General features: G+C 61.6%; 17 protein-coding genes and 1 other RNA gene. 6 read left to right on the forward strand and 12 right to left on the reverse strand.

The features are described 5' to 3' along the window. Positions 1-122 precede the first annotated feature (122 nt). The 5 genes from ACYYKW_RS12550 to dnaX all read right to left on the reverse strand — a co-directional run bounded on the left by ACYYKW_RS12550 (position 123) and on the right by dnaX (position 5953). Positions 123-1271, reverse strand: a complete 1149-nt coding sequence (locus tag ACYYKW_RS12550; RefSeq protein WP_464990264.1) for an acyl-CoA dehydrogenase family protein — start codon at positions 1269-1271, stop codon at positions 123-125. A 209-nt stretch (positions 1272-1480) separates the two neighbouring features. After that, positions 1481-2083, reverse strand: coding sequence for a recombination mediator RecR (recR, locus tag ACYYKW_RS12555; RefSeq protein ID WP_090282578.1), 603 nt, complete (start codon positions 2081-2083; stop codon positions 1481-1483). Positions 2084-2148: 65 nt separating this feature from the next. Continuing rightward, positions 2149-3183 carry an NADP-dependent oxidoreductase gene (locus ACYYKW_RS12560; RefSeq protein WP_464990265.1) on the reverse strand — a complete coding sequence of 345 codons (1035 nt, stop codon included), beginning with the start codon at positions 3181-3183 and terminating at the stop codon, positions 2149-2151. A gap of 264 nt (positions 3184-3447) precedes the next feature. Then, the gene (locus ACYYKW_RS12565; RefSeq protein ID WP_093103000.1) at positions 3448-3786 is read right to left on the reverse strand and encodes a YbaB/EbfC family nucleoid-associated protein; all 339 of its coding nucleotides are present in this window, start codon (positions 3784-3786) and stop codon (positions 3448-3450) included. A 67-nt stretch (positions 3787-3853) separates the two neighbouring features. Beyond that, on the reverse strand, positions 3854-5953 hold the full coding sequence (gene dnaX / locus ACYYKW_RS12570) for a DNA polymerase III subunit gamma/tau (RefSeq protein ID WP_464990266.1): 2100 nt from the start codon (positions 5951-5953) through the stop codon (positions 3854-3856). 145 nt (positions 5954-6098) lie between these two features. On the opposite strand from dnaX, the gene ACYYKW_RS12575 reads away from it, so the two are divergent. After that, a complete protein-coding gene (locus ACYYKW_RS12575; protein WP_464990267.1) occupies positions 6099-6848 on the forward strand; it encodes a substrate-binding periplasmic protein in 750 nt (249 codons plus the stop codon). 195 nt (positions 6849-7043) lie between these two features. Here ACYYKW_RS12575 and ffs read toward each other — a convergent pair. The 6 genes from ffs to ACYYKW_RS12605 all read right to left on the reverse strand — a co-directional run bounded on the left by ffs (position 7044) and on the right by ACYYKW_RS12605 (position 16260). Next, positions 7044-7140: signal recognition particle sRNA small type (gene ffs / locus ACYYKW_RS12580), an RNA gene on the reverse strand. Positions 7141-7250: 110 nt separating this feature from the next. Then, a complete protein-coding gene (locus ACYYKW_RS12585; RefSeq protein ID WP_464990268.1) occupies positions 7251-8417 on the reverse strand; it encodes a zinc-binding metallopeptidase family protein in 1167 nt (388 codons plus the stop codon). Between the two features lie 127 nt (positions 8418-8544). After that, complete coding sequence (ligA, locus tag ACYYKW_RS12590) at positions 8545-10902, reverse strand: NAD-dependent DNA ligase LigA (RefSeq protein WP_464990269.1); 2358 nt, start codon at positions 10900-10902, stop codon at positions 8545-8547. Positions 10903-10987: 85 nt separating this feature from the next. Continuing rightward, positions 10988-11851, reverse strand: a complete 864-nt coding sequence (gene zipA, locus ACYYKW_RS12595) for a cell division protein ZipA (protein ID WP_093103014.1) — start codon at positions 11849-11851, stop codon at positions 10988-10990. Between the two features lie 258 nt (positions 11852-12109). After that, complete coding sequence (gene smc, locus ACYYKW_RS12600; RefSeq protein WP_464990270.1) at positions 12110-15598, reverse strand: chromosome segregation protein SMC; 3489 nt, start codon at positions 15596-15598, stop codon at positions 12110-12112. Positions 15599-15600: 2 nt separating this feature from the next. After that, positions 15601-16260 carry a GntR family transcriptional regulator gene (locus tag ACYYKW_RS12605; RefSeq protein ID WP_093103020.1) on the reverse strand — a complete coding sequence of 220 codons (660 nt, stop codon included), beginning with the start codon at positions 16258-16260 and terminating at the stop codon, positions 15601-15603. Positions 16261-16528: 268 nt separating this feature from the next. On the opposite strand from ACYYKW_RS12605, the gene xdhA reads away from it, so the two are divergent. The 4 genes from xdhA (at position 16529) to guaD (ending at position 22694) form a co-directional block, all read left to right on the forward strand. After that, positions 16529-17983: a xanthine dehydrogenase small subunit gene (gene xdhA / locus ACYYKW_RS12610; RefSeq protein WP_464990271.1), complete on the forward strand. Its 1455-nt coding sequence runs from the start codon at positions 16529-16531 to the stop codon at positions 17981-17983. Continuing rightward, a complete protein-coding gene (gene xdhB / locus ACYYKW_RS12615; RefSeq protein ID WP_464990272.1) occupies positions 17976-20375 on the forward strand; it encodes a xanthine dehydrogenase molybdopterin binding subunit in 2400 nt (799 codons plus the stop codon). Before xdhA ends, xdhB begins: the two co-directional genes overlap by 8 nt. A 143-nt stretch (positions 20376-20518) precedes the next feature. Further along, complete coding sequence (xdhC, locus tag ACYYKW_RS12620; protein WP_093103030.1) at positions 20519-21376, forward strand: xanthine dehydrogenase accessory protein XdhC; 858 nt, start codon at positions 20519-20521, stop codon at positions 21374-21376. 13 nt (positions 21377-21389) lie between these two features. After that, on the forward strand, positions 21390-22694 hold the full coding sequence (guaD, locus tag ACYYKW_RS12625) for a guanine deaminase (protein WP_464990273.1): 1305 nt from the start codon (positions 21390-21392) through the stop codon (positions 22692-22694). Between the two features lie 183 nt (positions 22695-22877). On the opposite strand, the gene ACYYKW_RS12630 is transcribed toward guaD, so the two are convergent. Continuing rightward, positions 22878-23642 (reverse strand): GntR family transcriptional regulator, encoded by a 765-nt coding sequence (locus tag ACYYKW_RS12630; RefSeq protein WP_039763010.1) that lies wholly within the window; start codon positions 23640-23642, stop codon positions 22878-22880. A gap of 354 nt (positions 23643-23996) precedes the next feature. Here ACYYKW_RS12630 and ACYYKW_RS12635 point away from each other — a divergent pair, with 354 nt between their 5' ends. Then, complete coding sequence (locus ACYYKW_RS12635) at positions 23997-25187, forward strand: benzoate/H(+) symporter BenE family transporter (protein ID WP_336354359.1); 1191 nt, start codon at positions 23997-23999, stop codon at positions 25185-25187. Positions 25188-25220: the final 33 nt, after the last annotated feature.

A 25220-nucleotide genomic window follows, 5' to 3' on the forward strand; every position in this document is an offset into this window, starting at 1 on the left:
AAATATTGTGTATGCCCCAAAACATGTGGGAGCTGGCTTGCCAGCGATGAGGCCAGCAGCTTGTGATAGGGACGCGGAGCGTCCCGGGCTGCATTCCCACGCAGAGCGTGGGAGCGATCAACTCAAAGCCCCATCTGCTTGCTGATGATCTCGTTCATCACTTCCCGCGTCCCGCCGCCAATCGACAGTATGCGGTTATCCCGATACAGCCGCTCCACCAGACTTTCACGCATGTAACCGAGCCCGCCGAGAATCTGCACCGCTTCGGTGGTGATCCGGTCTGAGGTGTCCGTGGCAAAGTTCTTCGCCATGGAAATTTCCTTGATCACGCTCTGCCCCGCGGCCATCTTCGCCGCTTGCCGATAAGTGAATTCCCGCGATACTTCCAGCGCCGTGGCCATTTCGGCGAGGCGATGCTTGATCACTTGAAACTTGCCGATCGGTTTGCCGAAGGCCTCACGTTCATGCGCCCATTTCAGGCTCTGTTCCAGTGCAAGTTGCGAGGTCATGTTGGCCATCAGCGCCAACGCCAGACGTTCGCTCTGGAAATTGCCCATGATGCAGGCGAAGCCCATGTTCTCGGCGCCGATCAGATTACCCACCGGCACTCGGCAGTCATCGAAAAACAGCTCGGCGGTGTCCGAGGCCCACCAGCCCATTTTCTTCAACGAGCGGCCAACGGTGAAACCCGGCGTGCCCTTCTCGATCAGCAGCAGGCTGATGCCGCCGAAACCCGGCGCACCGGTGCGCACTGCGACGGTGTAGAAATCGGCGCGAACACCACTGGTGATGAAGGTTTTGCTGCCGCTGACGCGATAGCAATCGCCGTCGCGCACGGCGCGGGTCTGCAGGTTGGCAACGTCGGAACCGCCGCCGGGTTCGGTCACCGCCAGGGCGCTGATCTTCTCGCCGCCAAGGACCTGCGGCACCACGCGATCACGCACTTCAGGCCGCGCCCATTTGACGATCGGCGGCAAGCCGATGTCCAGCGAACCCAGCCCCGCCACCACCCCGCCAGAGCCGCAGCGCATCAATTCCTCACTGGCGGCGACCTTGGCAAACAGATCGCCCGCATGGCTGCCACCGAGGGCTTCGGGATAACCGATGCCGAGGATGCCCGCCGCGCCGGCCTTCAGGTACAGCTCACGCGGGAAGCTTTCGGCTTCTTCCCACTGGTCGACGTCCGGCAGGATCTCGCGTTCGACGAAACGCCGGACGCTGTCGCGGACCAATTGATGGCTGGGGTCGAAGTATTCCTGGAAGGCAGGCATGGGCGAACTCCGCGAAGGGGTTCGCCGAACTTAACCGAGCGCTTGCTTGGTTTTCAACTCAATTGTGTGAATCTGACGGACCGAGGTGCGGCCATCGCTGGCAAGCCAGCTCCCACAGGGATCTCGGGCGTTCACAAATATTGTGTTCAACAAAGAAAACTGTGGGAGCTGGCTTGCCAGCGATGAGGCCAGAACAGACAGTAAAGAACTTACAGTGAGATGGGCTTACGCCCGGCAAACGAATGCGCCAGCGTGCCGCCATCGACCAGTTCCAGTTCACCACCCAACGGCACGCCGTGAGCGATGCGCGAGGCGATCAGGCCTTTGTGCTGCAACAGTTGCGCGATGTAATGCGCGGTCGCTTCACCTTCCACCGTCGGGTTGGTCGCGAGGATGACTTCGGTAAACGTGCCCGCCTCTTCGATCCGCGCCATCAATTGTGGAATGCCGATCGCCTCAGGCCCGAGCCCGTCGAGCGGCGACAGATGCCCTTTTAGTACGAAATAACGCCCACGGAAACCGGTCTGCTCGACGGCATAGACATCCATCGGCCCTTCGACCACGCACAGCAGCGTGTCGTCGCGGCGGTTATCGGCGCATTGCGGGCACAGATCGTCTTCGGTCAGCGTGCGGCATTGCCGGCAGTGACCAACGCCTTCCATGGCCTGACTCAGCGCCTGGGCCAGACGCACGCCGCCGCTGCGATCGCGCTCGAGCATCTGCAACGCCATGCGCTGGGCGGTTTTCTGACCGACGCCTGGCAAGGTGCGCAGTGCGTCGATCAGTTGGCGAATCAAAGGGCTGAAGCTCATGGGGAAAAGTCCGACAAAACAACGAGACGCGGTTTATACCCGCGCCTCCGGCCAGCGTCAAATGCTCAGTCCTCGGCGACCTTCACCACCAGTTTGCCGAAGTTGCGCCCTTCCAGCAGACCGATAAACGCCTCGGGCGCCTGCTCCAGACCTTCGACCACGTCCTCGCGGAATTTGACCTTGCCATCGCGCACCCATGGCACCATGTGGCTGATGAATTCCGGCTGGCGGTCACCGTAGTCGTCGAAGACGATAAAGCCCTGAATGCGCACGCGCTTGGTCAGCAACGTGCGTTGCAACATTGGCAGGCGATCCGGGCCTTTCGGCGCTTCCGAGGCGTTGTACCCGGCAATCAGGCCGCACAACGGAATCCGCGCCTTGGGATTGAGCAATGGCACCACCGCATCGAAAACATGGCCGCCGACGTTCTCGAAATAAATATCGATGCCCTCGGGGCACGCCTTGGCCAATTGCTCGGCGAAATCGTCAGCCTTGTGGTCGATGCACGCGTCGAAACCGAGTTCATCGACCACGTATTGGCACTTCTCGGCACCGCCGGCCACACCGACCACGCGCAGGCCTTTGATCTTCGCCACCTGGCCGACCACCGAACCGACCGCACCGGAAGCAGCGGCGACCACCAGGGTCTCTCCTTCTCTCGGCTGGCCGATGTCCATCAGCCCCATGTACGCAGTCATCCCCGGCATGCCGAGCACACCGAGGGCCATCGACGGACTCGGCAGGCCAGCGGGGATCGGGATGATGTTACGGCCGTCGCTGATGCTGTGGCTTTGCCAACCGGTCGCGCCGACCACCAGATCGCCCTTGTGGAATTTCGGATGACGCGAATCCTCGACCCGGCTGACCGCGCCGCCGGTCATCACTTCGCCAATCTGCACCGGCGCGGCGTAGGACGGAGCATCACTCATGCGCCCGCGCATGTACGGATCCAGCGACAGGTACAGGGTTTTCAGCAGCACCTGACCGTCTTCGAGATCCGGCAACGCTTCGCGCTCAAGACGAAAGTTCTCCGGGGTCGGAGCACCGGTCGGCCGCGAGGCGAGGACGAAGCGTTGGTTGAGGGTGAGAGGGTCGGACATGTCAGCGTCTCCTGTGAATGGTGAATTCAGCGGGTATAGGGAGCAGACCGTTGCGCCATGAGGCCGTTCGATGTTTATTCAGCAAAGACCGTGGTGACTTCAATCGCTAGCAGGCTAGCTACCACAGGGGTACGCATTTCAAATGTAGGAGTGAGCCTGCTCGCGATGGCGGTGCAACTGGCGCCCCACCTTCAAAGGCAGAAACAAAAATGCCAGGCGCAATGCCTGGCATTTTGTGTAGCTCATCTGCCGCCGGTTGGCGAATCAGAATGGCAGTTTCATACCCGCTGGCAGGTTCATGCCGGCGGTCATGCTGCCCATTTTTTCCTGGCTGTTGGCTTCGATCTTGCGGACCGCGTCGTTGACGGCGGAAGCGACCACGGCTTCTAGCATTTCCTTGTCGTCTTCGCTCATGCCTTCGACCAGGCTCGGGTCAATGGTCACGCTCTTGACGTCATGACGGCCGGTCATCACCACGGTGACCATATCGCCGCCGGCCTTGCCGATGACTTCGGCGTTGGCCAGTTCTTCCTGCATTTTGGCCATTTTTTCCTGCATCTGCTGCGCCTGCTTCATCAGGCCGGCCATGCCACCTTTCATCATGGTAATCACCTCGAATGTACTTGGATCAAAACAGCGCCCGGCGATGTTGGCCGGGCACCTTCAGTTATTAGCCTTGGGTGACCAAGGCGTCGACAGGTTCAATAGTATCGTGTCGCACCACCGCGCCGAACTGCTGAACCATCTGCTGGATGAACGGATCGCCGTGGATCGACTCCTCCGCCTCGCGCTGACGGTTGGCACGGCGCCGTGAGGCCGCCTGGGCCGGGGTTTCCTGCTCAGGCTTGATCAGCTCGATGGTCAGGCTCAGCGTGCGTCCGTGGAACTGGTTCAGCGCATCGTTGAGACGCCGTTGCTGAGTGGCGTTGAACAGCGCGCTGTGCGCCGGATCGAGGTGCATCAGCCAGTGGTCGCCGTCCACCGCGATCAGCGTGCAGTTGGCGGCGATGCTCCCGGTCATGCCGGAAATCGGCAGTTTCGGGAACAGCTCCAGCCATTGCGCAGCCAGACCCGTGGCCGGTGCCGCAGCCGGCTCAGGCTCGGGTTCCGGTTCGGGGTCGGCGGCGTGTTCGCTGGCCAGCTCGTCGAGGTAGCTGTAGGCCGAATCCATGTCCGGCTCGATGTAGTCCTCGTCCAGCGGCGGCTCGTCATCCAGATCAATGCCCGGCGTGGCGGCATCGACGTCAGCAACCGACGGCTCGGGAATCGGCGCAGCGGCCCACTCCGGCGCGTCCGGGACGACGCTGTCCGGGGTCGGCAGCGGCATCGGCGGCAACTCGGGTTGCTCGGCGGCGGTTTCCAGCACCGGCTCGACGGCGGGTTGCTGCACCGGCGCAGGTTCAGCCTCGGTTTCTACCGGGTCGTTCCACGGCAGATCAACCACTGCTTCGATGGCCAGGGGCTCAGGCTCTGCCACGGGGTCCGGTTCAGCGGCTGCAACTGGCGCGGGCGCGGCGGCCGGTGCCGGTGCAGCCACTGGCGTCTGCGCTGGCGTGGGCGCTGGTGCAACTGGCGCGGCGACCACCGGCGCAGGCTTGGGCGCGGCAGCCACGGCGTTTGCGGAATCAACTGTGGCCTGGCTGATCCCCACTGGCTTTAGCGGTTGCCTCGGGGCGTCCGCCGTGTCGGCCGGTCGGAACGCCAGCATCCGCAGCAGAACCATCTCGAAACCACCGCGCGGGTCCGGCGCCAGCGGCAAGTCGCGGCGACCGATCAGGCCCATCTGGTAGTAGAACTGCACGTCTTCGGCCGGCAACGCCTGGGCCAGCGCCAATACGCGGTCACGGTCGCCATGGCCGTTGTCGACGCCTTCGGGCAACGCCTGGGCGATGGCGACACGGTGCAACACGTTGAGAATTTCCGAAAGCACACCGTTCCAGTCCGGGCCCTGCTCGGCCAGATGCCGCACGGCCTCAAGCAAGGCCTTGGCATCGCCTTCGATCAACGAATGCAGGACGTCAAAGACCTGGCCGTGATCCAGGGTGCCGAGCATCGCCCGCACGTCGGTGGCGAGGACCTTGCCTTCACCGAAGGCGATGGCCTGATCGGTCAGGCTCATGGCGTCACGCATCGAACCGTCAGCGGCGCGACCGAGCAGCCACAGTGCATCGTCTTCGAACGGCACGTTCTCGGCGCTGAGGACGTGGGTCAAATGCTCGACCACGCGCTCGGGCGTCATGTTCTTCAGCGAGAACTGCAGGCAGCGCGAGAGAATCGTTGCCGGAAGTTTCTGCGGATCGGTGGTCGCCAGGATGAACTTGACGTACGGCGGCGGCTCTTCGAGGGTTTTCAACAGCGCATTGAAGGAATGGCTGGAGAGCATGTGCACTTCGTCGATCAGGTAGACCTTGAAGCGCCCACGGCTCGGCGCGTACTGCACGTTGTCGAGCAGCTCGCGAGTGTCTTCGACCTTGGTGCGGCTGGCGGCGTCGATCTCGATCAGGTCGACGAAACGGCCCTCATCGATTTCCCGGCACACCGAGCACTCGCCGCACGGGCTGGAAGTGATACCTGTTTCACAGTTCAGGCATTTGGCAATGATCCGCGCAATAGTGGTCTTGCCGACCCCGCGCGTACCGGTAAACAGGTACGCATGGTGCAGCCGCTGGCTGTCCAAGGCATTGATCAGAGCCTTGAGCACATGGGTCTGGCCGACCATTTCGCGGAACGAGCGCGGACGCCATTTACGTGCAAGAACCTGATAACTCATCGAAAACCGTCGCAACGAAGGAAGCTGAAGCGGCTAATGCTAGCGGAGCAAGGGCAAAATTGCATCCGGTGTCCGCGCCTAAAATGGCTAAGCTGCAACAGCAGAGGCTTTTATCGGCTCGGGATGGGCAACGACCGGAGCATTTATGCGGTGGGCCATGGGGGCATTGCTGGGTATCAGCCTGAGCGCGACGGCCGCCGAACCGCCGCTGCGCTTTGCGGTGTCCGACAGCTGGGCGATGCCGATGGTGCAACTCGAACGCAACCGCCCGACCCAAGGCATCCTCTTCGACTTGATGCTCAGCCTGGCGACGCAGGTCGGCGCGCCAGCCGAATTCATCGTTCTGCCCCGCGCGCGCGTGCAAAGCGCCATGGAAAATGGCGAGATCGATGTGCGCTGCTATGCCGCCCAGTCGTGGCTGCCGAATCAGTCCGGCGATTACCTGTGGAGCGTGCCGCTGCTGTTCCAGCGCGACCTGCTGATCAGCCGCAAGGACCAGGCTCTGGCCATCGATCCCGCGCGCCTGCCCCGCCAGACCATTGGCACGGTGCGCGGTTACACCTACCCGACCCTGCAATCACTGTTCGAGGCCGATCAACTGCAACGCGAGGACGCGCGCAATCAGGAACAAGTGCTGGAAAAACTGCTGGCCGGGCGTTATCGCTATGCCGTGAGCAACCAGTGGACACTGGACTGGTTCAATCAACGCCTGCTGCCGGCGGAGCAACTGCAAGCGGTGGCGGTGCTGCAGGAGCAGGAGGTGGGCTGTTACGTGAGGAACGATCCGAGCGTGCCGGTGCAACGGATATTACGCACGTTGCTGCGGATGAAGATATCGGGGGAGATTGAGGAGATTATCCGGCTGTATACCGGTCATCCCGAATCCACCCGATAACCCCTGTAGGAGTGAGCCTGCTCGCGATAGCAGTGTGTCAGACACATCTATGTCGACCGAGACACCGCTATCGCGAGCAGGCTCCCTCCTACAGCGATTTGTGTCGAACTGATAAATCACAGACACAAAAAAACCGCAGTGGGCGAAACCCATGCAGTTGTGGTTGAAGCGTTCGATTGTTCGTTAAGGTGGCAACCCCACCAGCCACACCCCGGCACACAATGTTCCCGCTGTGGCTGCTGCCTTCCGGCTCTGACCAGGTTCACGGGTAATCGTTGCGGGGGGACCGATGGGGTCACCATAACGACGCTTGCCTGTCGGCGAGCCGCGCCATTGTACCTGTCTGAGACGAAGTTACAACCCTGGTTGCAGATTAAAAATATCAAGGGGCTCAAGCACTTGCTATTGCGCCTGAAGCACCTCGTCGGCCCGCCCACCCGCCTGCTGGATGACCAGATGGATGAAGTGCAGCTTGGCAATCGCCGGCGCCGGCAGGACGAACGGGTAAAAATCCGGCTGACCCATGCTGCGGGACAATTCGTTGAGCATGCCGGCCAGTTCGATCCACGCGTTGACGAATGACAGGAACGCCGCGCCTCCGGGATGCTCGGGATCGTAAAGCGTGCTGGGTGGAAACGGCTGGTAGTCGAAGTCCATTTCTCGCGCGCTCATGCCAAAGCCCAGCGCGGTGTCCACGGCGTCCATCATGTGCAGGTAGTGCGCCCAGGTTTCCGCCCAGTCTTCCCACGGGTGCATGGTCGCGTAGGCGCTGACGTAATGCTGCGGCCAGTCCAGCGGGGCACCCTGCTGGTAATGCCGGTCGAGCGCTTCGGCGTAACTGGCGCGCTCGTCGCCGAACAGGCTGCGGAACGCGCCGAGCCACGGGCCGTTGGCGATCAGGCGATCCCAGTAGTAGTGGCCGACTTCGTGGCGAAAATGCCCGAGCAGCGTGCGATAAGGTTCGTGCATCTGCGCCCTCACCTGCTCGCGGTGGGCGTCGTCGGCTTCCTTGATGTCGAGGGTGATCAGGCCGTTGGCGTGGCCGGTCATTGGCGCGTTGCCTTCAAGGTCAATACCGATGAAATCGAAGGCCAGCCCGGTTTCTTCATAGACACTTTTGGGGATAACCGGCAGGCCGAGGGTGATCAGCTGCGCGACGAGGCGGCGTTTGGCGATTTCGACTTTGCGCCAGCGTTCCGGGTTCTCCGGGACGGACAGGTCGGGAATGGTGCGATTGAGACTGCAGGCGATGCACAGGCTGTCGCGATCGTTGGCCGGCAGCAGCCAGTTGCATGCGGCGGCTGTATCGAGGTTGGCGCAGCGGCGAAACAGTCCGGCATCGGGATCGGCGTCCAGCGTCCACGTGCCGGCCTGCGGCCCCGGTTGCAGCGAGGTCAGGCGGCTTTCTTCGGGTTGATAGCCAAGCAAGGCGTTGCAGGCCAGGCACTGACTGTTGCGAAAGAACAAGGACTGGCCGCAGCGGCACGGCCAGATTTTGCTGTTGCGTGAAGACCCGGCCATGAACGGCGCGATGATGCGGGAACTGAGCTGCTCGAAGAAGCGGTGCATGGCGATCTCTCCCTGGGACTGGCCAAGACTAGATCATCCTGGCGCGAAGATCGTTCCCGCACCTTCTCGACTGATCAATCCCACGCTCCGCGTGGGAACGATCAGTTGAGGGGCGTGAGAAAAAAGGTCACAGGGAAATACCGTGAGTTTTGAGGAAAGCGACAAACGCCTCCTCATCCATGACCTTCACGCCCAGCTCATTGGCCTTGGTCAGTTTCGAGCCAGCACCAGGGCCGGCGACCACGCAATGGGTCTTGGCCGACACCGAGCCTGCGACTTTAGCGCCGAGGCTTTCCAGATGCTCCTTGGCGACATCGCGGCTCATCAATTCGACCTTGCCGGTGAGCACCCAGGTCTCCCCGGACAACGGCAAGCCTTCGACAACTTTCTTCTCGCTCTGCCAGTGCATGCCGAAATCACGCAGCTGTTTTTCCGATGCTTCAGCCAGTTGCCGATGCTCGGGTACGGCGAAAAACTCGCGCACCGAATTCGCCTGCTTCTCCGGCAACGCCTGGCGCATGTCCAGCCAGTCGGCCATCATCACGGCTTCAAGCGAGCCGAACTTGTCGGCAAGTTTCTGCGCGCCACCCGGGCCCACCGAAGGAATATGCAGCTTGTCGAGAAACCCACCCAGCGTGGTGCTCGCGGCGAACTCGGCGCCCAGTTCGCCCTGATCCTGAATCTGCAAACCGTGGCCAAGCAGCTCGCTGATGACCTGCTGGTTATGCGCATCTTCAAAGAAACTGTGAATCTCGTGCGCCACTTCCAGACCGACGTCCGGCAGGTAGGTCAGCACTTGCGGCAAAGCCTGTTGTACCCGCTCCAGCGAGCCCAGCGAGCGCGCCAGCACCTTGGCGGTCTCCTCGCCAACATCAGGGATGCCGAGCGCGTAGATAAAGCGCGCCAGGCCCGGCTGTTTGCTGTCTTCAATAGCCTTCAACAGCTTGTTGCTGGACACCTCGGCGAAGCCTTCCAGATCGACGATGTCGTCGAACTTCAGCGCGTACAGATCGGCCGGGGAATTGACCAGACCCTCGTCGACCAACTGCTCGACGCTCTTGTCGCCCAGCCCTTCGATGTCCATCGCCCGGCGCGAGACGAAATGAATGATCGCCTGCTTGAGTTGCGCGCCACAGGCCAGGCGGCCGACGCAGCGATACACCGCGCCTTCGCTGACGGTTTCCTTGCCCTTGCTGCGCTTGATCAGTTGCGTGCGCTCGACATGGGAACCGCAGACCGGGCAGCTCTGCGGAATCTCCACTGCTCGTGCGTGGCCCGGGCGACGCTCGGTGACCACTTGCACCACTTGCGGAATCACATCACCGGCGCGGCGAATGATCACCGTGTCGCCAATCATCAGACCCAGCCGCGCGACTTCGTCCATGTTGTGCAGCGTGGCATTGGCGACGGTGACGCCGGCGACTTTCACCGGTTTCAAGCGCGCCACTGGCGTTACTGCGCCGGTGCGGCCGACCTGGAATTCCACGTCGAGCAGTTCGGTGAGTTCTTCCATGGCCGGGAATTTGTGCGCGATCGCCCAGCGCGGCTCGCGGGCGCGGAAGCCCAGTTCGCGCTGGTCGGCAATGCTGTTGACCTTGAACACCACGCCATCGATTTCATAGGCCAGCGAGTCGCGGCGCGCGCCGATGTCGCGGTAGTAGTCCAGGCATTCATCGATGCCCTTGGCCAGTTTCAGTTCGTGGCTGATCGGCATGCCCCACTTCTGCAACTGCTTGAGGTTGCCGATGTGAGTGTCGGAAATATCGTGCGAGACCTGGCCGATGCCGTAGCAGCAGAATTCCAGCGGCCGGTTGGCGGTGATCTTCGAATCGAGCTGGCGCAGGCTACCGGCCGCGGCGTTGCGCGGGTTGGCAAAGGTCTTGCCGCCGATTTCCAGTTGCGAGGCATTGAGCCGCTCGAAGCCAGCCTTGGACATGAACACTTCACCGCGCACTTCCAGCGTTGCCGGCCAGCCTTCGCCGTGCAGCTTGAGCGGGATGTTGCGCACGGTGCGCACGTTGACGCTGATGTCTTCACCGGTGGTGCCGTCGCCGCGCGTGGCGCCCCGCACCAGCACGCCGTCCTGATACAGCAGGCTGACCGCCAGGCCATCGAGTTTTGGCTCGCAGCTGTATTCCACGGCCGCCCCGCCGCCGAACAGATCGCCCACAGGCAAGTCCAGACCTTCGGTCACGCGGCGATCGAACTCGCGCATGTCGGTTTCTTCGAAGGCGTTGCCGAGGCTGAGCATCGGCACTTCATGCCGCACCTGAGTGAACGCGGTGAGCGCCACGCTGCCGACGCGCTGGGTCGGCGAATCACTGGTGATCAGTTCCGGGTTGGCCGCTTCCAGCGCCTTGAGCTCGTGGAACAACCGGTCGTACTCGGCGTCCGGAATGCTCGGCTCGTCGAGAACGTGGTAGCGGTAGTTGTGCTGGTCGAGTTCAGCGCGCAGCTCGAGGATGCGGTTTTTCGCGGCGGTCATGGTGTTCTCTCATAAAGCAAAAGAGCAGCCGAGGCTGCTCAATCATTCTGCCGATCGTCCCGTTAAACAGGAACAACCTTTTGTATCAACGCTTCTGGGTCAGCGCGCGGCGCTCGAATTCGACGATGCGCTGGCGGTAATGCTCGATGGTCTGCGCGGTCAGCACGCTGCGCTGGTCATCTTTCAGCTCGCCGTTGAGTTCCTGCGACAGCTTGCGGGCTGCGGCCACCATCACGTCGAACGCTTGCTTGGGATGACGCGGGCCAGGCAGGCCGAGGAAGAAGCTCACCGCCGGGGTGCTGAAATGGTCGATGTCGTCCAGATCGAAAATGCCCGGCTTGACCGCGTTGGCCATGGAGAACAGCACTTCGCCGTTGCCGGCCATGCTTTCGTGACGATGGAAAATATCCATCTCGCCGAAACGCAGACCGCTTTCGAGGATGTTCTGCAACAGCGCCGGGCCTTTGAAGCCGGCCGGGTCGCGGCAGATCACGCTGATCACCAGGACTTCTTCGGCTTGCGGCTGATCCTTGTCGGCCACCGTCGGCGAAGGCTTGCTGTCTTCAGCGAAGTCGTCGTCACGGCTGTTGAAGCTCGGGCCACCGTCCAGATCGAGATCAAGGTTCAGATCGCCCTGTGCCGGGCCGTTGCTGCCACGCTTGCCACGTTTCGAGCCGGATTCGCGCGGCTCGCGGGCCTCACGAGCGGGCATACTCACCGACGGCAGATCGTGCTCGTCCAGTTGCGGTTCCTTGTGCGTGTCCAGTACGCGGGCCGGGCCCAGCAGCTCGGCGCTGCTGTCCTCGTCCGGCAGGTTGGACAGACTTCGGTCAAGACGGAATTTCAGTTTTCCCTTGCCGCCGCGCATACGGCGCCAGCCATCGAAAAGAATACCGGCTATCACAATGATGCCGATGACGATCAGCCACTCGCGCAGACCGATTTCCATGTAATCCCGTGCCTCTATAAAAAATGCTGAAAAATAAGGGGTTTACATTGTGCAAACCGCTTTAAAACGTGGCGCCAACTCTATGTTCTGACAGGCGTTTTGCCCACGTATACGAAAAATTGACATTAAACTAGCACGACCAAAGGCAACTTTACACCGTCTGTCTCATTGGCTTGCGCGAATATGTCGAATCGCCAGCTCATTCGCCTCGGTAAAAAAGTCCTACAACCCTCGTTTACCTTTCCGACGCACGCCCTATCAGGCGTCCACCATCGCCATCGCCTCCTCGACATCCACCGCCACCAGCCGCGAACAACCCGGCTCATGCATCGTCACGCCCATCAACTGTTCGGCCATCTCCATGGCGATCTTGTTGTGGGTGATATAGATGAACTGCACGGTCTGCGACATCTCTTTGACCAGGCGTGCGTAGCGTCCAACGTTAGCGTCATCCAGCGGTGCGTCGACCTCATCAAGCATGCAGAACGGCGCCGGATTCAACTTGAAGATGGCAAAAACCAGTGCCAGTGCCGTCAGGGCTTTTTCGCCACCGGAGAGCAAATGGATGGTGCTGTTCTTCTTTCCGGGCGGCTGCGCCATGATCGTCACCCCTGTATCGAGTAGATCTTCGCCCGTCAGTTCCAAATACGCGCGCCCGCCACCGAAAACTTTTGGAAAAAGCGCCTGTAAACCGCCATTGATCTGATCAAAGGTATCCTTGAAACGGTTGCGGGTTTCCTTGTCGATCTTGCGAATGACGTTTTCCAGAGTCTCCAGCGCTTCGACCAGATCGGCATCCTGCGCATCCAGATAACGTTTACGCTCCGATTGTTGCGTGTATTCGTCGATGGCCGCGAGGTTGATCGCACCCAGGCGCTGAATCCGCGCGTTGATGCGTTCGAGTTCTTCTTCGGCTTCGCGTTCACTGGCCTGTGCGGTCAATGTCGCGAGCACACCGTTGAGATCGTAGCCGTCTTCGAGCAACTGATCCTGCAAGGCCTTGCGCCGCACGGTCAGGGCTTGCCATTCCATGCGCTGCTGTTCGAGCTGGCCGCGAATCAGTTGGGATTGCTGTTCGGCCTGGGTACGGCGTTTTTCCGCGTCGCGCAGTTCGCGGTCGGCGTCTTCGAGGGCGATCTGCGCGGTCTTGAGTTCTTCGTCGACGGTCATGCGCTTGTCGAGCAGTTCTTCGAGTTTCAGGCGCAGCTCTTCCAGCGGCGCCTCGCCCTCCTCCAGATTCAGACTCAACTGCTCGCGTTTTTCGGTCAGGCGCTCGGCCTGCATTTCCAGACGCTCCAGCGCCTGGCGCGTGGAGTCGTGCTGCGCGCGCAACGAGCCGAGACGCACGGCCAATTGGTGCGCGTGATCCTTGTGCTGGCGGGCTTCCTGACGCACCCGGTCGAGGCGTTCGCGCAGGCTGTCGCGTTGCGCCAGCAGCAACTCGCGCTGCTCGGTATCGAGTGCCATGGCATCCAGCGCTTCCTGCAATTGCATGCGCGCTTCGCCGACCTGCTCGTGCTCAAGCTCGCGCTGCTCGGCGAGCTCGACCAGCTCTTCATCGAGGCGCGTGCGACGCAAGGTCAGTTGCTCGGCCTTGGCTTTGCCGGCGGACAACTGCGCTTTCAATTCGCCTTGCTGACGGGCTTCGTCCTGCAGCAAACGGCGCAGATGCTCACGACCGTTTTCCTGTTGACGCTGTTGCGCACGCAGGGTTTGCAGGCGCGCTTCCATGGCCTCGACCGTGGCTTCTTTCTCCTCGCGCTCGAGGTGCAGCGCTTCGATTTCCTGACCACGAGCGAGCATGCCGCTTTCCGCTTCGCTGGCCCGGCGTACGCGCAAAAAGTGCCGACCGACCCAATAGCCATCGCGACTGATCAGGCTTTCACCAGCGCCGAGCTGCCCGCGCAGGACCAACGCCTGCTCGAGGCTGTCGACCGGTCTGACCTGACCGAGCCACGGCGACAGATCGATCTGCGCCTCGACTTTATCCAGCAGACTGCCAGCCACGCGCACGCCGTCGCTGGCCGGGCTGAGCAGGCGCAGATCGCCCTGGCTGAAACCGGACAGATCGAAGCCGCTGAAGTCGTCGACCAGCACCGCTTGCAGATCGGCACCGAGCACGGTTTCCACCGCCAGCTCCCAACCGGCCTCGACCTTGAGGCCTTCGGCCAGACGCGGGCGCTCGGTGAGGTTGTGTTCCTTCAACCATTCAGCGGTGCCGGTGCCCGGATCCAGCGCCGCCTGCTGCAAGGCTTCAAGGGATGCGAGGCGACCGTTGAGTCGCTGCAGATCGCCCTGTGCCTGTTGCTGGGCGGTCAGTGCTTGCTGCAATTCCTGGCGCAGCTGTTCGAGTTTTTCGACCTGCGCTTCTTCGCTGGTCTGCAAATCTTCGAGAGTCGCTTCGGACTCGGCGAGCTGCTCGTTGAGCGCCATGATCGCCGCGTCTTCCGGGTCGGCGGACAGCAGCGCACGTTCTTCGCCGAGGCGTTTCTGCCGATCGGCCAAGCGCTCCATGCTCGCTTCGAGTTGCTGAATGCGCGACTGCTGCACTTCGGCCTGACGCCGCGGTTCGGCGGAGGTCAGGTTGAACGCGTCCCACTGCTCCTGCCAGCCGTGCATCACGCTTTCGGAATCTTCCAGTGCGGCGGCGGCTTCTTCGGCGGCGGCGCTGGTGACTTCCTGCTCAGGCGTGAGCATGTCGAGCTCTTCGCCGAGGGTCAGCAGCAGCGTGCGGTCGTGGCCCAGGTGCGATTCGGTTTCCAGGCGCGCGCGTTCGGCTTCCTTGAGATCGTCCAGCAATTGGCGCAAGCGTTGCTGGCCATGCTGGATACTCTGCTCGACCCGGGCGATGTCGCCGCCGACCGAATAGAACCGCCCCTGCACCAGATTGAAGCGCTCGGACAGATCGTGGTGGCCGTCACGCAGGCGCTCGATGGCCGCGTCAGCGTTACGCTGCTCGGCGACCAACGCCTCGAAACTGATTTCCTGGGTGCCGATGATCGACTCGCGCTGGCCGACCTGCTCGTTCAGATCCTGCCAGCGCAGGGCCGACAGTTGCGCCTTGAGCTGGCGCTCCTCGGCCTTGAATTCCTGATACTTCTTCGCCGCTTCGGCCTGCCGGTGCAGGCGTTCGAGCTGGCGCTCCAGCTCTTCACGCAGGTCAGTCAGACGCGCAAGGTTTTCGTGGGTGCGACGGATACGGTTTTCGGTCTCGCGCCGACGCTCCTTGTACTTGGAAATACCGGCGGCCTCTTCGATGAAGTTGCGCAGGTCTTCGGGCTTGGACTCGATCAGCTTGGAGATCATCCCCTGCTCGATGATCGAGTAGCTGCGCGGGCCGAGGCCGGTGCCGAGGAAGATATCGGTAATGTCGCGGCGCCGGCATTTGGTGCCGTTGAGGTAATAGGTGGTCTGGCTGTCGCGGGTGACTTTGCGGCGAATGGAGATTTCCGCGTACGCCGCGTATTCGCCGAGCAGCGTGCCGTCGGAGTTGTCGAACACCAGTTCGATGCTCGCCTGGCTCACCGGTTTGCGGCTGGTCGAGCCGTTGAAGATGACGTCGGTCATCGACTCGCCGCGAAGGTTCTTCGCCGAACTTTCGCCCATCACCCAGCGTACGGCGTCGATGATGTTCGACTTGCCGCAACCGTTCGGCCCGACCACTGCCGCCATGTTGCTGGGGAAGTTCACCGTGGTCGGATCGACGAAGGATTTGAATCCCGCCAGTTTGATGCACTTGAGCCGCACGCTTAAGCAACCGTCAGCGCAGACACCACCAGATCGCAGCTGCGCTGGGCGTACGCCGTCAGCACGATGCGGATCTGCGGCAAATCACGGGCGAGCACGGCGGCGAGCAGGCGTTCGAACAGTTCGAGGAACTCGCTCATTTCCGCCTTGCGCTGTTCGAGGGCGAGAAAGTACGCGCGGCTCATCGCCGGCTGCAGGTTCTCGACGGTTTCCTGCAGATACGGGTTGTTGGCGAACGGATAGGCGGCGCGCATCACCGCGAAGCTGTCATCGACAAAGCTGCGGATATCGCCGCGTTCGTAATGCCCGGTCAGACGCTGCTGGATCTGCACGAACGGCGCCATGTCCGACTGCACCTGCCAGCCGTTGGCCACCGAATTGCCGAGCAGGATGTACAGCTCGCTCATCAGCGTGCACAGGCTCTGCACCTTGTGCGCAGTGAGTTCGGTGACGTGGGCGCCACGCCGCGGCAGGATCGCGATCAGGTGGCGGCGTTCGAGGATCAGCAAGGCTTCGCGGACCGAACCGCGACTGACGTTGAGCGCCAGCGTGACCTTCTGTTCCTGGATGCGCTCTCCCGGTTTCATTTCGCCACGAATGATGCGCTCGGCGAGGTGGTGAGCGATTTGCTCGGCGAGGCTGTCCGGCGCCTTGAACGTCATGGTTGTCCTTCAAACTCTATCGATCTGCACAAGCGGCGCAGTGTAGCGCAAATGCACGGTCATGGCGGAGTGCCCACTCAGCGGTTTTTGGCACGATTCCCGCAAAAAAGCGCAGTGACCGATGAGGGTCAATACTGAATAGACACGTTGTTGATCGGCGAAACCGATTTTCCTGACCTTTAAGTCAGAAAACCATTGACCGAAAAGTCAGACCTGCTAAATTCGGTTCACGTCGGTTAACAACAATAATGAGTCTGCGAGGCCTTCCGTGATCCAGTTTTTACTTAACCAGGAACTCCGTAGCGAGCACGCCCTGGACCCGAATCTGACTGTGCTCAATTACCTGCGCGAACATGTCGGCAAGCCTGGCACCAAAGAAGGTTGCGCCAGCGGTGACTGCGGCGCGTGCACCGTGGTGGTCGGCGAGTTGCAGACGGATGACGCCGGGCGTGAGCACATTCGCTATCGCAGCCTCAATTCCTGCCTGACCTTCGTCTCGTCGCTGCACGGCAAACAACTGATCAGCGTCGAAGACCTCAAACACAAAGGCGAGCTGCACAGCGTCCAGCAAGCGATGGTCGAGTGCCACGGCTCGCAGTGCGGCTTCTGCACCCCCGGTTTCGTCATGTCGCTGTTTGCCCTGCAAAAGAACAGCGACGCCCCGGATCACGCCAAGGCCCACGAAGCGCTGGCCGGCAACCTCTGCCGCTGCACCGGCTACCGGCCGATTCTGGCGGCGGCAGAGCAATCGTGCTGCGGCAAACAGCCCGACCAGTTCGACGCCCGCGAAGCCGAAACCATTGCCCGCCTCAAAGCCATCGCCCCGACCGATATCGGCGAACTCAACAGCGGCGACAAGCGCTGCCTGGTGCCGCTGACCGTGGCCGATCTGGCCGACCTCTACGACGCTTATCCACAAGCGCGCCTGCTCGCCGGCGGGACCGACCTGGCCTTGGAAGTGACGCAATTTCACCGCACCTTGCCGGTGATGATCTACGTCGGCAACGTCGCGGAAATGAAGCGCATCGAAACCTTCGAAGACCGCATTGAAATCGGCGCCGCCACCGCCCTCTCCGACTGCTACGAAGCGCTGAAGGCCCAATACCCGGACTTCGGCGAACTGCTGCAGCGCTTCGCTTCCCTGCAGATCCGCAATCAGGGCACGCTCGGCGGCAACATCGGCAACGCCTCGCCGATCGGTGATTCGCCACCGCTGCTGATCGCCCTCGGCGCGCAGATCGTGCTGTGCAAAGGCGAAACCCGCCGCACGCTGAACCTGGAAGATTACTTCATCGATTACCGCGTCACGGCCCGTCAGGAAAGTGAGTTCATCGAGAAAATCATCGTCCCGCGCGCCAGCGCCGAGCAGTTGTTCCGTGCCTATAAAGTGTCGAAGCGTCTGGACGACGACATTTCCGCGGTCTGCGCCGCGTTCAATCTGCGCGTGGAAAACGGCGTGATCGCCGACGCCCGCGTAGCCTTCGGCGGCATGGCGGCGATCCCGAAACGCGCCGCGCATTGCGAGGCCGTGCTGCTCGGTCAGCCGTTCAATAACTCCGTAATCGAACGCGCCTGCGCTGCACTGGCCGAGGACTTCACGCCGCTGAGCGATTTCCGCGCCAGCAAGGAATATCGCCTGCTCAGCGCGCAGAATCTGCTGCGCAAATACTTCATCGAACTGCAAACACCGCACATCGAGACTCGGGTGACCGCTTATGTCTAACCATCACGGCGTAGAGAAAACTCAAGCTGAACTGGCTGAACTGTTCGCCCGGGACCTGACCACCGGCGTCGGCCGCAGCGTCAAGCACGACAGCGCCGCCAAGCATGTGTCCGGTGAAGCGCAGTACATCGATGATCGTCTGGAATTTCCGAACCAGTTGCACCTGTACGCCCGTCTGTCGGACCGCGCCCACGCGAAAATCCTCAGCATCGACACCCAGCCGTGCTACGCCTTCGACGGCGTGCGCATCGTCATCACCCACGAAGACGTGCCGGGCCTGAAAGACATCGGCCCGTTGCTGCCGGGCGATCCGTTGCTGGCGATCGACGATGTGCAGTTCGTCGGGCAACCGGTGCTCGCCGTCGCGGCGAAAGACCTGGAAACCGCACGTAAAGCGGCGATGGCCGCGATCATCGAATACGAAGACCTGGAGCCAGTGCTCGACGTGGTCGACGCCTTGCGCAAACGCCACTTCGTGCTCGACAGCCACACCCACCAGCGTGGCGATTCTGCGTCCGCTCTGGCCAGCGCCGAACATCGCATCCAAGGCACGCTGCACATCGGCGGACAGGAACACTTTTATCTGGAGACGCAGATCTCCTCGGTGATGCCCACCGAAGACGGCGGCATGATCGTCTACTGCTCGACACAGAACCCCACCGAAGTGCAGAAACTGGTCGCCGAAGTGCTCGATGTGTCGATGAACAAAATCGTCGTCGACATGCGCCGCATGGGCGGTGGTTTCGGCGGCAAGGAAACCCAGGCCGCGAGCCCCGCGTGCCTGTGCGCCGTGGTCGCGCACCTCACCGGCCAGCCGACCAAGATGCGCCTGCCGCGTGTCGAAGACATGCTGATGACTGGCAAGCGCCACCCGTTCTACGTCGAGTATGACGTCGGCTTCGACAGCAGCGGCCGCCTGCACGGGATCAACATGGACCTGGCCGGCAACTGCGGCTGCTCGCCGGACCTGTCGGCGTCCATCGTTGACCGCGCGATGTTCCACTCGGACAACTCCTATTACCTCGGCGATGCGACCATCAACGGTCACCGCTGCAAGACCAACACCGCGTCGAACACCGCTTATCGCGGTTTCGGTGGCCCGCAAGGCATGGTCGCCATCGAAGAAGTGATGGACGCGATTGCCCGCCATCTCAACCTCGACCCGCTGGCGGTGCGCAAGGCCAACTATTACGGCAAGACCGAACGCAACGTCACCCACTACTACCAGACCGTCGAGCACAACATGCTCGAAGAGATGACCGCCGAACTGGAAGCAAGCAGCCAGTACGCCGAGCGTCGCGAAGCGATCCGTCGCTACAACGCCAACAGCCCGATCCTGAAAAAGGGTCTGGCGCTGACCCCGGTGAAATTCGGCATATCCTTCACCGCCAGCTTCCTCAATCAGGCCGGCGCGCTGATCCACATTTACACCGACGGCAGCATCCATCTGAACCACGGCGGCACGGAGATGGGCCAAGGCCTGAACACCAAAGTCGCCCAAGTCGTGGCTGAAGTGTTCCAGGTGGACATCGACCGCGTGCAGATCACCGCGACCAATACCGACAAGGTGCCGAACACCTCGCCGACCGCCGCTTCCAGCGGTGCCGATCTCAACGGTAAAGCGGCGCAGAACGCGGCGGAAACCATCAAGCAACGTCTGGTCGAATTCGCCGCGCGGCATTTCAAGGTCAGTGAAGAAGACGTCGAATTCCGCAACGGCCATGTCCGCGTGCGTGAGCACATTCTGACCTTCGAAGCGCTGATTCAGCAGGCATATTTCAATCAGGTGTCGCTGTCGAGCACCGGCTTCTACAAGACTCCGAAAATCCACTACGACCGCAGTCAGGCCCGTGGTCGTCCGTTCTACTACTTCGCCTTTGGCGCGGCGTGCTGCGAAGTGATCGTCGACACCCTGACCGGCGAGTACAAGATGCTGCGCACCGACATTCTTCACGACGTCGGCGCCTCGCTGAACCCGTCGATCGACATCGGTCAGGTCGAGGGCGGTTTCGTCCAGGGCATGGGCTGGCTGACCATGGAAGAGCTGGTCTGGAACAACAAGGGCAAGCTGATGACCAACGGCCCGGCCAGTTACAAGATCCCCGCAGTGGCGGACATGCCGCTGGACCTGCGGGTGAAGCTGGTGGAAAACCGCAAGAACCCGGAAGACACGGTGTTCCACTCCAAGGCTGTCGGTGAACCGCCGTTCATGCTCGGGATTGCCGCCTGGTGCGCGATCAAGGATGCGGTGGCGAGCCTGGGTGACTACAAGCATCAGCCAAAAATCGACGCACCGGCGACCCCGGAGCGGGTGTTGTGGGGGTGTGAGCAGATGCGCCAGCTCAAAGCGGTGAAAGCCGTTGCGGCTGAAACCGAACTGGCTCCGCTCTAGGACCGAGGCGCGGCCAATCGCTGGCAAGCCAGCTCCCACAGGATTTGAGCTGAGTCCAGATTTTGTGGTCACCACAAATCACTGTGGGAGCTGGCTTGCCAGCGATGAGGCCCGAACAGACAACGATGTTGTAGGGGTGAACAATGTACAACTGGATCGACGCCCTCGCCGACCTGCAGAACCAGGGCGAACCCTGTGTGCTGGTGACGATCATCGAAGAGCTCGGCTCGACGCCACGCAATGCCGGCTCAAAAATGGTCGTCAGCGCCCACCGGATGTTCGACACCATCGGTGGCGGGCACCTGGAATACAAGGCCATGCAGATCGCCCGCGACATGCTCGCCAGCGGCAAGCAGGACACCCATCTGGAGCGTTTCAGCCTCGGCGCCAGCCTCGGCCAGTGCTGCGGCGGCGCGACGGTGTTGCTGTTCGAACCGATGGGCCAGGTGCAGGCGCAAATCGCTGTATTCGGCGCCGGCCACGTCGGTCGCGCCTTGGTGCCGCTGCTCGCCAGCCTGCCCTGCCGGGTGCGCTGGATCGATTCGCGCGAAGCAGAATTCCCTGAGCACATCCCCCACGGCGTGCGTAAAATCGTCAGCGAAGAGCCTGTGGATGAAATCGATGATCTGCCCGCCGGCAGCTATTGCATCGTCATGACTCACAACCATCAGCTTGATCTGGAACTCACCGCCGCCATTCTCAAACGCAACGACTTCGCCTGGTTCGGCCTGATCGGCTCGAAGACCAAACGCGTCAAGTTCGAACATCGCCTGCGTGATCGCGGTTTCGACCCCAGCGTGGTGCAACGCATGCGCTGCCCGATGGGCATCAGCGAAGTCAAAGGCAAACTGCCAGTGGAAATTGCCATCTCCATCGCCGGCGAAATCATCGCCACCTACAACGCCAACTTCGGCCAGCACAGCGCCAGCGCCGAACCGATTGCCCGATTGCTGCCCGCCTCGCGCCGCAGCCAGTCCGCCAAACTCAAAGCCTCAAACTGATTAGAGAACCCTCATGCCTCTGACTCGCAAAGCCTACCGCGCCGCCATACTGCACAGCATTGCCGACCCCGCCGAAGTCGGCATCGAAGCCTCCTACGAATATTTCGAGGACGGCCTGCTGGTGGTCGATGGCGGCAAGATCAGTGCCCTCGGCCACGCCAGCGACCTGCTGCCGACCCTGCCGGCGGACATTGAAATCGAGCATCATCAGGACGCGCTGATCACCCCGGGCTTTATCGACACCCACATTCACCTGCCGCAAACCGGCATGGTCGGCTCCTACGGCGAGCAATTGCTCGACTGGCTCAACACCTACACCTTCCCCTGCGAAAGCCAGTTCGGCGACAAGGCCCACGCCGACGAGGTCGCGGACATTTTCATCAAGGAACTGCTGCGCAACGGCACCACCACCGCACTGGTGTTCGGCAGCGTGCACCCGCAATCGGTGAACTCGTTTTTTGAAGCAGCCGAGAAACTCGACCTGCGGATGATCGCCGGCAAGGTGATGATGGACCGCAACGCCCCGGAGTATCTGGTCGACACCGCCGAATCGAGCTATGTCGAGAGCAAGGCACTGATCGAGCGCTGGCACGGCAAGGGCCGCCTGCACTATGCGGTGACGCCACGCTTCGCGCCGACCAGCACCCCGGAACAACTGACCCTCGCCGGGCAACTGCTGACCGAATACCCGGACTTGTACATGCAGACCCACATCAGCGAGAACCTCAAGGAAATCGAGTGGGTCAAGGAGCTGTTCCCGGAACGCAAAGGTTACCTAGACGTTTACGATCACTATCAGCTGCTCGGCGAACGCTCGGTGTTTGCCCATGGCGTGCACCTGTGCGATGACGAGTGCGCGCGGCTGGCGGAAACCGGTTCGGCGATCTCGTTCTGCCCGACGTCGAACCTGTTCCTCGGCAGCGGCCTGTTCAACCTGCCGATGGCGGAAAAGCACAAGCTCAATGTCGGCCTCGGTACGGACGTTGGCGGCGGCACCAGTTTCTCGCTGCTGCAGACGCTCAACGAAGCGTACAAGGTGATGCAACTGCAGGGCGCGCGGCTGAGCCCGTTCAAATCGCTGTATCTGGCGACGCTGGGCGGTGCGCGGGCGCTGCGTCTGGAGGATAAAATCGGCAACCTGCAACCGGGCTCCGATGCGGATTTCCTGGTGCTGGATTACAACGCTACGCCGCTGCTGAGCTACCGGTTGAAGCAGTCCAATAACATTGCCGAGACGTTGTTTGTTTTGATGACATTGGGCGATGACCGCACGGTGCAGCAGACGTATGCGGCGGGTGCGTTGGTGCATCAGCGTTAAGCTTTCCCAAGGCATAAAAAATCCCCCGGTGGTGTTTACGCCCGGGGGATTTTTTATACCTGTCAGATTGCTATCGCTGGCAAGCCAGCTCCCACAGGGTTTTGTGGGGTTCACCAAATCTGCGATACACCGAGAAACCTGTGGGAGCTGGCTTGCCAGCGATTGGGGCAACTCGGTGTCAGCTCAGAGCTTGGCGCTCGAGCGTCCCGGCTTCTTGGTCTGCAACAAATGCGAGAACACCGCATGCAGGTCATCCGACGCGCCTTCTTCGTCGAGGTTGAGCTTGCTGTCGATGTGATCCATGTGATGCATCATCAGGTTTACCGCCAGTTCACCGTCGCGTTTCTCGATCGCGTCGATCAACTGGGTGTGTTCGTCGTACGAACAGTGCGAACGGTTGCCGCTTTCATACTGGGCAATGATCAGCGAAGTCTGCGAGACCAGGCTGCGCTGGAAACTGATCAACGGCGCGTTCATCGCCGCTTCCGCCAGTTTCAGGTGAAATTCGCCCGAGAGACGAATACCGGCACCGCGATCGCCGCGCGAGAAGCTGTCGCGTTCGTCATTGACCATTTGCCGCAATTCGGCGATCTGCTCGGCCGTGGCGTGCTGCACCGCCAGTTCAGTGATCGCACGCTCGACCAGACGGCGCGCGAGAAACACCTGACGCGCTTCTTCAACGCTCGGACTGGCGACCACCGCGCCACGGTTGGGCCGCAACAACACCACGCCTTCATGGGCCAGACGCGACAGCGCGCGGCGAATGATGGTGCGACTGACCCCGAAGATTTCCCCCAGCGCTTCTTCGCTCAACTTGGTGCCGGGCGCCAGACGCTGCTCGAGGATCGCCTCGAAGATATGCGCGTAGACAATATCGTCCTGGGTTCCGCTGCGCCCGGCTTTGCCTGCTCGCGGTTGTTTCTTGAGGGGTTGCAACTGTTCGTTCATGGGCACTCGGGTCGGAAGAACTGCGGCGAATAGACCGTGACTGTAATACGGCACAGTAGGTCGCTGGCAAGTATCGCGTAAAAAACAGCGCGATTGTACACAATGAATGGTGGCAACACGACTGTACGGCTGTTTGTGCGTTCGGCTGTATTGCAACGATCCCTCGGGTTTGAGTTTAGGCTTGATCGCAGAATCCGCCTTCAACGCTAACCCCCTGTAGGCCTTCGCCTGCTCGCGATAGCGGTAGGTCAGTCAATTAATGGTTGAATGACACAACGCTATCGCGAGCAGGCTCACTCCTACGGGATCTGTGTTGTGGCGGGGATCTCCATTGGTATAAGGAACACCACCGTCATGACTGACGCCACCCACGCCCGCCTGCGTCCCCTCGCCGACACCACACCGTCCGCCATCGTCGCCGGCTTCATTGCGATGATGACCGGTTACACCAGCTCCCTGGTGCTGATGTTCCAGGCCGGGCAAGCGGCGGGCCTGACCAGCGGGCAGATTTCCTCGTGGATCTGGGCGATCTCGATCGGCATGGCGGTGTGCTCGATCGGCCTGTCGCTGCGCTATCGCACGCCGATCACCATCGCCTGGTCGACGCCCGGCGCCGCACTGTTGATTACCAGCCTCGGCGGTGTGAGCTACGGCGAGGCGATCGGTGCCTACATCACCTGCGCAGTGCTGGTGACCCTCTGCGGCTTGACCGGCAGCTTCGAACGGCTGGTGAAGAAGATCCCCGCCTCACTGGCCGCGGCATTGCTGGCCGGCATCCTGTTCAAGATCGGCAGCGAAATCTTCGTCGCCGCGCAGCACCGTACCGGGCTGGTGCTGGGGATGTTCTTCACCTATCTGCTGATCAAACGGCTGTCGCCACGCTATGCGGTACTCGCCGCCCTGTTGGTCGGCACCGCGCTGTCAGGCGCCATGGGCCTGCTCGACTTCAGCGGCTTCCACCTGGAGGTCGCCACCCCGGTCTGGACTACGCCGCACTTTTCACTGGCCGCCACCATCAGCATTGGCATTCCGCTGTTCGTGGTGGCCATGACCTCACAGAACATGCCCGGCGTCGCCGTCCTGCGCGCCGACGGCTACAACGTCCCGGCCTCGCCGCTGATCACCACCACCGGCATCGCCTCGCTGCTGCTGGCCCCGTTCGGCTCGCACGGCATCAACCTTGCCGCCATCAGCGCCGCCATCTGCACCGGCCCGCACGCCCACGAAGATCGCAACAAACGTTATACCGCTGCCGTCTGGTGCGGGATTTTCTACGGGATCGCCGGGGTGTTCGGCGCGACGTTGGCGGCGCTGTTTGCCGCGCTGCCGAAAGAGCTGGTGCTGTCGATTGCTGCATTGGCGCTGTTTGGTTCGATCATCAACGGCCTGAGCATTGCCATGACCGAGGTGAAAGAACGTGAGGCGGCGTTGATTACCTTTATGGTCACGGCGTCGGGGCTGACGTTGTTTTCGATTGGGTCGGCGTTTTGGGGGATTGTGGCGGGGGTTTTGACTTTATTGATCTTGAATTGGCGCAAAGCTTAAGGTCAAAAGCCCCTCACCCTAGCCCTCTCCCCG

It is taken from the genome of Pseudomonas sp. 15C, assembly GCF_055484735.1.